The 11621-nt window shown below is 65.0% G+C and carries 11 protein-coding genes, 1 pseudogene and 2 riboswitches; of the genes and pseudogenes, 5 read left to right on the top strand and 7 right to left on the bottom strand.

Annotated elements, in window-relative coordinates:
- On the top strand, window positions 1-651 hold a 651-nt coding region (locus MOV63_RS30635), incomplete at its 5' end, for a cobalt-precorrin-6A reductase (RefSeq protein ID WP_247039431.1).
- Here MOV63_RS30635 and MOV63_RS30630 read toward each other — a convergent pair.
- From MOV63_RS30630 to MOV63_RS30600, 7 genes are all read right to left on the bottom strand, one after another.
- Window positions 627-1394, bottom strand: a complete 768-nt coding sequence (locus MOV63_RS30630) for a precorrin-3B C(17)-methyltransferase (protein WP_247039430.1) — start codon at window positions 1392-1394, stop codon at window positions 627-629. The genes MOV63_RS30635 and MOV63_RS30630 overlap by 25 nt on opposite strands.
- Window positions 1391-2131: a precorrin-2 C(20)-methyltransferase gene (locus tag MOV63_RS30625; protein ID WP_247039429.1), complete on the bottom strand. Its 741-nt coding sequence runs from the start codon at window positions 2129-2131 to the stop codon at window positions 1391-1393. Before MOV63_RS30625 ends, MOV63_RS30630 begins: the two co-directional genes overlap by 4 nt.
- Window positions 2128-2757 carry a precorrin-8X methylmutase gene (locus MOV63_RS30620; protein WP_247039428.1) on the bottom strand — a complete coding sequence of 210 codons (630 nt, stop codon included), beginning with the start codon at window positions 2755-2757 and terminating at the stop codon, window positions 2128-2130. The genes MOV63_RS30625 and MOV63_RS30620 overlap by 4 nt, the downstream gene beginning before the upstream one ends.
- Window positions 2754-4067 carry a precorrin-3B synthase gene (gene cobG / locus MOV63_RS30615; protein WP_247039426.1) on the bottom strand — a complete coding sequence of 438 codons (1314 nt, stop codon included), beginning with the start codon at window positions 4065-4067 and terminating at the stop codon, window positions 2754-2756. The genes MOV63_RS30620 and cobG overlap by 4 nt, the downstream gene beginning before the upstream one ends.
- Window positions 4064-7267, bottom strand: coding sequence for a cobaltochelatase subunit CobN (cobN, locus tag MOV63_RS30610; protein ID WP_258719351.1), 3204 nt, complete (start codon window positions 7265-7267; stop codon window positions 4064-4066). Before cobN ends, cobG begins: the two co-directional genes overlap by 4 nt.
- Window positions 7268-7720: 453 nt before the next feature.
- A complete protein-coding gene (cobW, locus tag MOV63_RS30605) occupies window positions 7721-8758 on the bottom strand; it encodes a cobalamin biosynthesis protein CobW (RefSeq protein ID WP_105404381.1) in 1038 nt (345 codons plus the stop codon).
- A complete protein-coding gene (locus tag MOV63_RS30600; protein ID WP_247039424.1) occupies window positions 8755-9165 on the bottom strand; it encodes a DUF1636 family protein in 411 nt (136 codons plus the stop codon). The genes cobW and MOV63_RS30600 overlap by 4 nt, the downstream gene beginning before the upstream one ends.
- A 106-nt stretch (window positions 9166-9271) precedes the next feature.
- Window positions 9272-9512: riboswitch (cobalamin riboswitch) on the bottom strand.
- 59 nt (window positions 9513-9571) lie between these two features.
- A riboswitch (cobalamin riboswitch) is annotated at window positions 9572-9801 on the top strand.
- A gap of 36 nt (window positions 9802-9837) precedes the next feature.
- Between MOV63_RS30600 and MOV63_RS30595 the strand changes: the two genes are divergently transcribed.
- The 4 genes and pseudogenes from MOV63_RS30595 to MOV63_RS30580 all read left to right on the top strand — a co-directional run.
- Entirely contained in the window at window positions 9838-10014 is a 177-nt protein-coding gene (locus MOV63_RS30595; RefSeq protein ID WP_038591377.1) for a CbtB-domain containing protein, read from the top strand.
- Window positions 10015-10027: 13 nt separating this feature from the next.
- Complete coding sequence (locus tag MOV63_RS30590) at window positions 10028-10789, top strand: CbtA family protein (protein WP_247039422.1); 762 nt, start codon at window positions 10028-10030, stop codon at window positions 10787-10789.
- Window positions 10786-11400 carry a cob(I)yrinic acid a,c-diamide adenosyltransferase gene (gene cobO / locus MOV63_RS30585; RefSeq protein ID WP_293411412.1) on the top strand — a complete coding sequence of 205 codons (615 nt, stop codon included), beginning with the start codon at window positions 10786-10788 and terminating at the stop codon, window positions 11398-11400. The genes MOV63_RS30590 and cobO overlap by 4 nt, the downstream gene beginning before the upstream one ends.
- A gap of 2 nt (window positions 11401-11402) precedes the next feature.
- A pseudogene (locus MOV63_RS30580) lies at window positions 11403-11621 on the top strand (cobyric acid synthase CobQ); the annotation flags it as partial.

The following is an 11621-nucleotide window of genomic DNA, read 5'->3' as shown; positions in this document are numbered from 1 at the left end:
CGCACACGCGCGCCGGCCGAGCAACCCGTGCCGGTGCGTGTCGGCGGTTTTGGCGGTGCCGAAGGGCTTGCCGCCTACCTCCGCCAAAAAGGCATCTCGATCCTGATCGATGCGACGCATCCTTACGCGGCGAGGATTTCCCGCAATGCAGCCGAAGCTGCCGAGATTTCCGGCGTTCCGCTTGTCGCCCTGCGACGGTCGGCCTGGCAGAGACAGCCCGGTGACCGCTGGAGCGAAGTCGACGGTGTCGCCGATGCGGTCAATGCCGTGGGAGAGGTCCCGCGAAAAGCATTCCTGACGCTCGGCCGGCAGGAACTTCTGCCCTTCGAGGCCGCGCCGCAACACGCCTATCTGGTCCGCAGCGTCGATCCGGTCGAACCGGCGCTTTCCGTCCCCAACGCCGTCTATCTGACCGCGCGCGGCCCCTTCGAGCAGGCGGACGAGGCCCAGCTTCTGCGGGACCACGGCATCGAGGTGATTGTCGCCAAGAACAGCGGCGGGCCGGCGAGCTACGGCAAGATCGCAGCCGCGCGTGAACTTGGTATCGATGTCATCCTGATCCGCCGTCCGGACCTGCCGGAAGTGCCGTCCGTCGAGACCGTGGAGGAGATGCTCACCTGGCTCGATCATGCGCCGGCGCCCCTGAAATAACGCGGGGAATAGACGATCGGGCGCTGGTTCTCCCGCTCGATCACCCGCGTTTCCGCGGTGCCGACGATCACGCATGTCGCCATGTCGGCCATGTCGCCTGCCGCCTCAGCAAGCGACACGATCCGGATGACTTCGTCCGTCCGTCCGGCCGCTCTGCCGAAGATTACGGGCACGGTGCCGGGCAGATGGGCGCGCAGGATATCGAAGGCTTCGCCGAGTTGATGCGGGCGCGCCTTGCTGATCGGGTTGTAGAAAGCCATCACGAACCCGGCCGTCGCCGCCGCGATCAGGCGTTTCTCGATCACATCCCAGGGCTTCAGATTGTTCGAAAGCGAGATGGCGCAGAAATCATGGCCAAGCGGCGCACCGGCCTTGGCCGCGACGGCCAGCATGGCGGTAATGCCGGGAACGACAGAAAAATCGATCTCGCGCCATAAGGCCGGACCTTCGTCGATCGCCTCGCAGACCGCGGCGGCCATGGCGAACACGCCGGGGTCGCCGCCCGAGACGACACAGACCTTGCCTCCGCCCGCCGCCATTTCGAGCGCGGCGCGGGCGCGCGCCAGTTCCTCCCGGTTATCGGATGCATGGCGGCGCTGGTCGGGGCGGAGGTTCAAACGGTCGATATACGGAAAATAGCCAAAAAAATCCTCCGCAGCCGTCACTGCGGCGGCCGCCTCTGGCGACATCTGGTCGGGATTGCCAGGACCGAGGCCAACAACAGTCAACGAACCCGTTGTCATGGCCGCGTCTTCCAGCCAGGCACGAGTACGATCGAGAAATAGGGTGCAGGGCTCTCGTCGCGCTCCTCCAGACGCTGTGCTGCGCCGTTCGCCATCGTGCCGCGCTCGACATAGAGCGCTCCGGACAGCTTGCCGACGGAGGCTAGCGCCCGGCGGATTTTTGGCAGGTTGCGGCCAACCTTCATGATCACTGCGCCGTCGGTGTTTTCAAGTCGCTCCGCAAGCTTCTCTTCGGACAGGGTTCCGGGCAGCACGCTTAGAATATCGTCGCCCTGGACAAGCGGCATGCCGGTCATCGACCAGCAGCCGGACATGGCGGTGACGCCGGCGATGACTTCCGCGTGGTAGCGGTCGGCCAGCCGCACATGCAGGTGCATGTAGGATCCGTAGAACAGCGGGTCGCCTTCGCTCAGCACGGCGACGTGCCTGCCCGCATCGAGATGCGCGGCGATGTCGTCCGCGGAGCGGTCGAAGAAATCGGCGATCGGGCCGCGATAATCGGCCTCGTCCTTGTGGGTCTCGACCGTGACCGGATAGACCAGCGGCAATTCGAGCGTACCTGGCCGGATATGTGCCTCGACGATGGCGCGGCCGTTGCCGCTCGAACCCTTCTTGCAGAAGAAGGCGATCACGTCCGCTTCGTGGATCGCACGCACCGCCTTCAGCGTCAGCAGTTCGGGGTCGCCGGGTCCGGTGCCGACGCCGGTGAGCCTGCCCTTGATGAGCGCGGCGTTCACAGTCCGGCCCTCGCCAGTGCGTTGACGCAGGCAGCCGTCATCGCCGAGCCGCCCATGCGGCCGCGCACGATCGCATAAGGAATACCAAGTGTCGCTTCCATCAGCGCTTCCTTGGATTCCGCCGCACCGACGAAACCGACCGGCATGCCGATGATGGCAGCCGGGCGCGGTGCGCCGGCGTCGAGCATTTCGAGCAGGCGGAAGAGCGCGGTCGGCGCATTGCCGATCGCGACGACTGCGCCTTCCATCTCGTCCCAGAGATCCAGCGCGGCAGCCGAGCGGGTGTTGCCAAGCGTCTTGGCAAGCTCGATCGTGCGGCTGTCGCGCAGCGTGCAGATCACCTGGTTGTGAGCCGGCAGGCGCGCGCGGGTAATGCCGTGCGCCACCATCTCGGCGTCGCAATAGATCGGCTTGCCGGCGTGAAGCGCGCCGCGCGCCTGGGCAACGAAATCCTTCGAAAACCGGAAATGCTGAGCCGCCTCGACCAGCCCGCAAGCATGGATCATGCGCACCGCGATCTCGGCCTGCTCTGACGAGAAGGGCGAGAGGTCCGCTTCCTCGCGGATGATGGCGAAGGACTTTTCGTAGATCGCGTCGCCTTCGCGGATGTAATCGTAACTGTTCATGATCTTCCTGACGTAACGGCCGCAGCAAGCCGGCGCGATCCCAAACGGGCGAGGCAGGCGGCGGAATTTTCGCCGGCGCGCCTTTCGTCTCGGACAAGATCGGCGATGCGGCGAAGGGTGTTGTTGGTATCGGCAAAAGCGACCGAGGCAAAGGGCTTGTCAGCCGCTTTTCCTCCGGCGATGAGCGAAAGGCCGGCGACCGTCCCGCAGAGCGCAAGAGCCGACGGCTGCGGATGGGCGCAGCCCTTGGGGCAGCCGGTCACGTGCAGCTTGAACGAGCCGTCCAGCAGATCGCCGCAATCTTCCGCGGCCTTGGCGCCGAGTTCATGGGTGGCGACGCTCGCGGAATTGCAGGCGGGACTTCCGGGACAGGCGGCAATCGCCGAACGCGGATCGCTCGGCGAGGTCACGAAGCCGTTGCTGCCGGCAAAAGCGGTGAGCGCTTCGCAGGCGGTTTGAGCGCCAAAAAACAGGAGCGAATGGTCGAAGGCCGATTTCAGGGACTGTATTCCCAATCGCTTGGCCTCGTCGCAAAGAGCGATCAGGGTCTCTGCACTTGCCTGACCGAAGGCCGGCCCGATGCCTGCGGCGAAACGGTCGCCGGAGAGGCGGAAGGTGCCGAAAGGCGAGGCTGTCCGGCCGGGCGCATCGTGCACGGGCAAGCCGGCGGCGAGATCGCGTCCCCTCGCCTCAGGTCCCTTTTCGCCGAGCTTTCGAAGCAGCGCCAGAGTGGCGGAGACGGCCTCTGTTTCACGTAACACATTGAAAACGCGACTGGTTGTTTCGGTCCCGCCCAAAAGTAGGGTCCAGTGGATGCCTTCATCGCTGGAAACGGCGGTGAGCCGGATATCGGCCAGGAGGTCGGAAAGCCTGAGCTGTCCGCCACCGTCAACCACCACCGACATCTTTGGAGCAAGGCCGGGGATGTCGCGGGCGCCTTGGCGGATCGCCTCGGCTATGGCGCGCGGATCGGCGATCTCGGTGTCGTCCATCCCCGCCAGGGGCGGAGTTTCGACAGCAAGTCCCTCGCGAAGCTGCAGGTCCAGCGCGCGGACATCGGCATCGAGAACGGGAGCCGAGGTCTCGCTCAGTCCCCGGACCTGCAGGTTGCCGCGGGCGGAAATATCGAGAACGCCGTTGCCATGGTGCCGCGCCAACCGGCAGAGCTCCGCCAGCTGTGCCGGGGTGATCGCGTCAGTCAGCGCGACGCGGGCGAGAAGCCCATCGCCGGTCTGCATCGGGGCGGACAGGGCGGGGCAGGCGCCACGGCGCATATCCAGCGTGCTTCGATCGAGGGAGAGTGCCGTCATGCGACCTTCTCCCGGGTGAGCATTTCGAGCTCGGCGTCGACCGCGTTGCGGCGGGGATGCCAGAGGCCGCGGCGAAGCGCCGAGCGGAACCGCTCGGCCATGAAACGGGCGCCTTCCGGGTTCTGGCTCAGCAGGAAGTCGCGGACCCTATCATCGTTGAGATAGGCGTCGTAGGTCGCTTCGATCAGCGATTGCGGAATGGCATGGGTGGTTTCGGCAAAACCGATCAGGCGGTCGACCGTCTCCACCAGTTCTGCGGCGCCGCGCGGGCCGTGGCGCATCTGGCCGGCGATGAAGCGCGGATTGACGGCGCGGGCGCGCACCACGCGGGTTACCGCTTCGGAAATCGAACGGGCACGAGGTTTTTGCGGATCGGTCGTGTCGAGCGCGATCACATCCGCCTTGCCGCCGAGTGCTGCAACGGCCGCCGCAAATCCGCCGATGAAGGCGACATCGGCCGAGCCGTCCAGCAGGTCGCGGCCCGGATCGTCGCCGGTATGGACCAGCAGATCGGCCGTGCCGATGCGGTTTGCGAACTGGCCGGGTACGTGGCTGGCATCGCCCTCCGCGCCGCCGAAGGAATGGCTTGTCGCATCGAGATAGATGCGGCCCAACTCCTCGCGTTCGCCCCAAGTGCCATCGGCGAGCTTTTCCTCGATGCCGGAGCCGTAGGTGCCCGGTGCCGAGCCGAAGATGCGTGAGGGGACGTGCCCGAGCGTTTGTGCCTCTTCAGCCAGAGGATTGTCGCCCGGTGCTTCCTCACGGCTAGCGATGGCGCGCATCGCGGCGTCGAGCAGGGCGATGAGAGCCGGAAACATGTCGCGGAACAGGCCGGAAATCCTCAGCGTCACGTCGACGCGCGGGCGGCCGAGCGCTGCCGGCGGCAGGACTTCGATGCCGGTGACGCGGCCTGTCGCCCTATCCTGCACGGGTCTCGCCCCCATCAGCGCCAGAACCTGGGCAACTTCCTCGCCACCGCTGCGCAGAGACGCGCTGCCCCAGAGATCGAAGACGAGGCTTTTCGGCCAGTCGCCGTGATCCTGGAGATAACGCCGCAGGATTTCATCCGCGGCGCGTTTGCCGAGTTCGAAGGCGGTCGGCGTCGGCAGCGTGCGTGGATCGCTGGCGAAGAGGTTGCGGCCGGTCGGCATGACGTCGCGGCGGCCGCGGGCCGGGGCACCGGATGGGCCTGGGCGGATGTGCTTGCCGTCGAGTGCGTCGAGCAAGGCCTGTCGTTCGGTCTCGGCGCTTTGGATGCGCAACAGGTCATCATCGCTGGGCGCCACCTGACCGAAGACGTGCTGGCCGTCCTTGATCGAAAAGTCCTTGAGATCGCAGAGAAATGCGTCGATGCGGGTGAGCGCCGTATCCGGATCGTCGCTGTTCGAGACGCCGGCCTCGCCCGCCAGTCCGGTATTGCGGGCGGTCTCGACGATCAGCTTGGCCAGCCGGTCGCGACGGCGGCGATCGAGCCCGTCGGCCTGCGCATATTCGTCGACCAGCAGTTCCAGCTTCTTCTGTTCGTCTGAAAGTCCGGCGCCGGCCAGAACCGGGGGCAGGTGGCCGATGGTGACGGCGGCAATCCGCCGCTTGGCAACCGCGGCCTCGCCCGGATTGGACACGATGAAGGGATAGACGACCGGCAGGCCGCCGGTGACGATCTCCGGAAAACAATCCTTCGACAGCGCCACGGTCTTGCCCGGCAGCCATTCAAGTGTTCCGTGCGCGCCGACATGGACGATCGCATGCGCGCCGAGCGTTTCGCGCATCCATTGGCCGAAGGCGATCAGCGCGGGGCGCGGGGGCAGGTCCGGGCTATGATAGTCGGCGCGTCGATCGGCATTGCGGCCGCGGTCGGGCGCGAGCGCGACGGTGATGTTGCCGAAGGTTGCGGCGCGGAAACGGAAAGTGCCGTCCCTGAGGTCTTCATCGGCTTCGGGCCCGCCCCACGCAGCCTCTGCAACGGTCAGGGGAACGTAGGCGGAGCGTGCGTGGCCGGCGGATTTGGCACTCAGGCGGTCGAGGAGATCACGCGGAGTCTCAGGGATATCTGAAACAGCATAGCCGGCTACCGATAATTCGTGCAGCATGCCGAGCACGCTCTGTGGCACATCCAGGCCGACGGCATAACCTGTACGTCCGGGCGCGCTCGGATAATCCGGCATCAGGATGACGATCTTGCGCTCGGGCCGTGACGTGGTTTTGAGCCGGAGGAAGGCGGCGATACGGTCGACGACCTGTTCGACCCGGTCCGGTTCCGGCTGATTGACGAGGTTGGCGGAGCTTTCGCCGGCCTTGAAGGAGATCGCACCGGCAAAAATACGTCCGTCGAGCTCGGGCAGGACGACGTGCATAGCGAGGTCGGCGGGGTTGAGGCCGCGCCGGTTTTCCGTCCAGCCATCGCGGCGGGTCGTGGCAACGACGATCTGGAAGACCGGCACGCCGGTGCGGTCGAAAATCGTTTCGCCGTTGCCGTCCGTGCCGCTGGCAAAGGCGGTGGTGGAAAGGATGGCTGCGGATTTCAGATCAGAGACGGCCTGTTCGACGACGGCCAGTGCATCCGGTTCCTTCAGTCCGCCGACGAAGATTGGCACCGGTGCAAAACCGCGCTTTTTCAGCGCCTCGAACAGTGCGTCGATCGGCGCCGCGTCATTCGCAAGCAGCATGGAGCGGTAGAACAGGATCGGCAAGCGTGGCGCATCCGGCGCAAAGCGGGCCAGCAGGTCGTTGGCCTCGACGATGCCTTTTCCGGGCGCGTAATAGCCGGTCTTCGGCACCGGGGCCGCCTGCGGCAGCGGTTCCGTTTTGCCCTCGGCCAGCGTCGTCAGGAGCTTCGCCAGAAGCCGCATATTGGCCGGCCCGCCTTCGCGGAAGCAGCTCAGGATGCCGGTGATCCGGTCTTCCGAAACGGTCGAGGCCGTGGTCAGCCGTTCGTCGCGGATGCTGCATTCGCCGGGCAGCAGCGCCAGCGCGATCTTTTTCCGCTTCGCCATACGCGAAAGCTCCTCGACGCCGTAGGACCAGCGGTCGTATCCGCCGAGAATGCGCACGAGGATGACCTTGGCATGGGTAGCCGTCTTCTCCACCCAGAGATCGACCGACATGGGATGGCGGAGATCGGAGAGATTGGTGAGGCGGAGGGTCGAGGACCGCTGATGCTCGTTTCTACCGTGGTCACCCCCCTCTGGCCTGCCGGCCATCTCCCCCTCGAGGGGCAGGGGAATCGCATATGGAAGAACGAAAGACGAATCCTTGGAAGAAATCACGAAATCGGACTCGGTTCGATTCGGCTTTGTTCTCGGTTCGATTCCACGCCGGAACGACGTTTTTTCCATATGCGATTGCCCTGCCTCGAGGGGGGAGATCGAATCGTGGCCGCGCCACGCCTCACTCCGACGCTGGTTCTTGAGGGAGGCGGGTGCGTCTTGCTGATCTCCCCCCTCGAGGGGGAGATGGCCGGCAGGCCAGAGGGGGGTATCCAAACCGCCGTGCCCAGCCGAATTCCAGACGGCCGCGATGCCGTTCAGGTCGCTGCCGGAAAAGGACAGCACCACCACGTCGGCCGGCGACTGATTGAGGTCGACCGGTTCGATGAGGTCGTCAAGCGACGACGATGTGGTGGCGAGTATGTGCATCCTTCCCTCTGGGCCTACTTATGCGGCCAGCATCCTTTCGATCGCGGCGCGGTCGATGCCTTTTTCGCCGATCACGACAAGGCGGCTTGTCCGCGCTTCGCCGGGTGCCCAGGCACGGTCGAAATAATGGTTCACGCGCGATCCTACCGCCTGAACCTGCAGGCGCATCGGCTTGTTCGCGACTTCCACGAAGCCTTTTATGCGCAGCACGTTCTCTGCCTCCGCGGTCGCAGAAATGCGGGCGGCGAGCTGTTCGGCATCGGTGACTGCGGCCAGATCGACGACGAAGCTGTCGAAATCGTCGTGATCGTGGTCGAGTTCGTCGTCATGGTGGGTCTTGCGGTTTTCGATATCGTCTTCGACGGCAAGACCGAGACCGATCAGCACGGCGGGATCTATGGCGCCATTGGCGGCCGAGACGATTTTCACGGCACGTGGCAGATGGGCGGACACGCGATCCCTGGCGGTCGCGAGGCCGGCGGCATCCAGAAGGTCGCTCTTGGTGAGCACGATCATGTCGGCGCAGGCCACCTGGTCCTCGAACACTTCTTCGACCGGATCGTCGTGGTCGATCGAACCGTCCGCGTCGCGTTGCGCTTCCAGCGCCTCGTGATCGTCCGCGACGCGGCCTTCGGCGAGCGCCAGTCCGTCGACCACGGCAATCACCGCGTCGACCGTTACTCGGGCTTTCACGTCAGGCCACTGGAAGGCCTGGACGAGGGGCTTCGGCAGCGCGAGGCCGGAAGTCTCGATGAGGATGTGATCGACGCGGGGTTCGATGGCAAGGATACGGTCGATCGCCGGCACGAAATCGTCCGCCACGGTGCAGCAGATGCAGCCGTTCGCAAGCTCGATGATGTTGTCTTCCGGGCAGCTTTCGATGCCGCAGCCCTTCAGGACGTCTCCGTCGATGCCGACATCGCCGAATTCGTTGACGATGATCGCCAGCCGCTTACCCTTCAGGTTTTCGATCAGGTTTCGGATCAGCGTGGTCTTGCCGGCTCCCAGAAACCCGGTGACGACGGTGCAGGGAACGCGGTCGAACGAAACGCTCATGATGGCATGTCCTCGTGATGATGAAAGGGTGGAATACGGGCCGTCATGCCCTTACCGCGCAGGCAGGTCGGGCGGCCGCGAAGGGGAAGGAAGCCGCGCTCGTCCTCGGCCAGCATCATCGCGCCGGTGACGATGTCCTCGACATTGTCGAGCGACAGATGGCCGAAGACATAGGACCAGCCGCTCTTATGATTGAAGGCGGCACTCGGGCTTTTTTCGCAATTGGCGAGGCAGGTGACCGGCTTGATCGCAAGCGGCTTGCCGCTTGCTGCCTCGCGCAGCGCTGCGATCAGCGCGACGCCCGGCCGGATTTCGCCGTCGGACGCGTCGCGGCAATTGGTGCAGACGAAAATCGTCACATCTGCCGCGCCGGCGGTTGCCGGATCATCTGGTCGGTGGTCACTCATCGGTCAGCCGCGTTCCCGCCGGGGTCGAAAAATCGGGGCGCGGAGCAGAAGGTCGAAATCCCTCTGCGGTGATCGAGAAACTTCCTCCGGAGCACCCCGCCCGGTGAAGCAAAATTAATCGGACGGCAGGTCTCCTGGCTCGCGGGTCGTCGCCATTTGCCTGCCTTCCCAAGAGTCCGTTGGCCGGATTTCCCAGTGGCTTGACGGCCAAATGGCCGTTTTAGGCAATGGCTCGCCGCCTACAGTTGCGGGGGCAGCCGCGGCATTGATCCTGAAAAAGGGATCGCACCGCATTCTCTCTTAGCCCTCCCCGTTGCCGGAAAGGGACCATCTCCTTTCAAGTAAGCCCGGTCGCAGGCCCATGTCAATGCGTCGCAAAGGCGATTGCCGTGACGCCGAATTCGTCTATAGTGACCGAGCCTATGGTGCCCGAAAGGGTTTTAGAGGGAATGCGGTGCGACGGAATTCCGCCGTCCAACCCGCGGCTGCCCCCGCAACTGTAAGCGGAAAGTCTTCGACCAAAACGGCCGTCCGGCCGTCAAGCCACTGGGAAATCCGGCCAACGGACTCCTGGGAAGGCGGGAGAAGGCGTCTGATCCGCGAGCCAGGAGACCTGCCAGAGGCGGCAAAGAACGTGAACGGCCCTCGGGTGGAGGGCGAAAGGACGAGACCATGGTACTGAATTCTGCTGCAGCTGCAGTCACCATTTCCGCTTCGAAGATCATTCCCCTCAGCATGACGGCCCTGCTCGGCCTGTTCATCGTTGGCTTTGTCGGCTTCTCGCATCTGGAAGTCGTCCACAATGCCGCGCATGACACGCGCCACTCGCTCGCCTTCCCCTGCCACTGAGGAGTTCTCCCAAATGTCGTTGTTTCGCAACATCGTCTTCACGGCGGTGATCGCCGGGCTTTTGTCCGGATTGCTGCTTACCGTGATGCAGAGCTTCTCCACCGTGCCGCTGATCCTGCAGGCGGAAGTGTTCGAAAATGCCGCGCCCGAGGCGGGCCACAGCCATGACGCTGCACCGGCCGCAGGTGCCACGGTATCCGCCGCCGAGCATCACCACGGCGAAGAGGCCTGGGCTCCCGCCGATGGCTTTGAGCGTTTCATCTATACTGCTGCCGCAGACATGCTGTCGGCCATCGGTTTTGCCCTTGTCCTCATCGCCGCCTCGGAAGCGTTCGGCGGCTTCAGGGGCTGGCGCGGCGGCCTGATGTTCGGCATTGCCGGCTTCCTCGCCGTCATCCTCGCGCCCGGCCTCGGCCTGCCGCCGGAACTGCCCGGCATGCCGGCCGCGGAACTCGGTCCGCGCCAGATCTGGTGGGTCTCGACGGCTGTCTGCACGGCAATCGGTCTCGGCCTGCTCGCCTACACACGCTCGGCCGTATTTGCAGCGCTTGCGGTCGTGCTGCTGATCGCCCCGCATCTGGTCGGCGCGCCGCTGCCGCCCAGCCATGAAACGGCCGTCCCGATGGATCTCTATGCCCGCTTCGTCAACGCCGTCTATGCCACCAACCTGGTGTTCTGGGCGGTGCTCGGTGCGCTGGCCGGTGTCGTCCGCGAAAAGTTCCGCGCTGGCGAGGAGGCTTCTGCCGGATCTTCGGCGAAGCTCGTCTCCCGGTGAAGGAGATCGACGAGGCGTCCGTCGAGCGTCACCGCGCCAAGATGGCGAACCGCAAGGCGGTTCAGGATGCGGAAGTGGCAGAGAAGACCCAGGAAAAGGGTCTTCTCATCGTCCATACCGGCTCGGGCAAGGGTAAATCCACCGCGGCTTTCGGCCTGGCGCTGCGCATGCTCGGCAATAATCGCCGGGTCGGCGTCGTGCAGTTCATCAAGGGCGCCTGGTCGACCGGGGAGCAGCCGGCGCTTGCCGTCTTCGGCGACCGCGTCGTCTGGCACACGATGGGCGAGGGTTTTACCTGGGAGACCCAGGACCTGAAGCGCGACGTCGCCGCGGCGGAAAAGGCCTGGGAAAAGGCACTCGAGCTGATGGCGGACGAGACGATCGGGCTCGTCATCCTCGACGAACTCAACATCGCGCTCCGTTATGACTATCTCGATCTCGACAAGATCGTCGCCGCGTTACAGGCACGGCGGCTGGATCTGCATGTGGTCGTCACCGGCCGCAACGCCAAGCCGGCGCTGATCGAGGCCGCCGACATGGTGACCGAGATGTCGCTGGTCAAACACCACTTCAAGGCGGGCGTGAAGGCCCAGGCCGGCATCGAGTTTTAGCCATGGTTGGGGTCAAGCCAGCTCGGGCGCTGATGTTTCAGGGAACGGGCTCGGATGTGGGCAAGTCGCTGGTCGTGGCCGGGCTTGCCCGCGCCTTTACGCTACGCGGCCTGAAGATCATGCCGTTCAAGCCGCAGAACATGTCGAACAATGCCGCGGTCACCGCGGATGGCGGCGAAATCGGCCGGGCGCAGGCGTTGCAGGCGCGCGCCGCCGGCGCG

Origin of the sequence: Neorhizobium sp. SHOUNA12A (assembly GCF_023006505.1) — a bacterium.
Taxonomy (GTDB): Bacteria; Pseudomonadota; Alphaproteobacteria; order Rhizobiales; family Rhizobiaceae; genus Neorhizobium.
The sequence above is the reverse complement of the archived record's forward strand: the minus strand, read 5'-3'. Positions and strand labels throughout refer to the sequence as shown.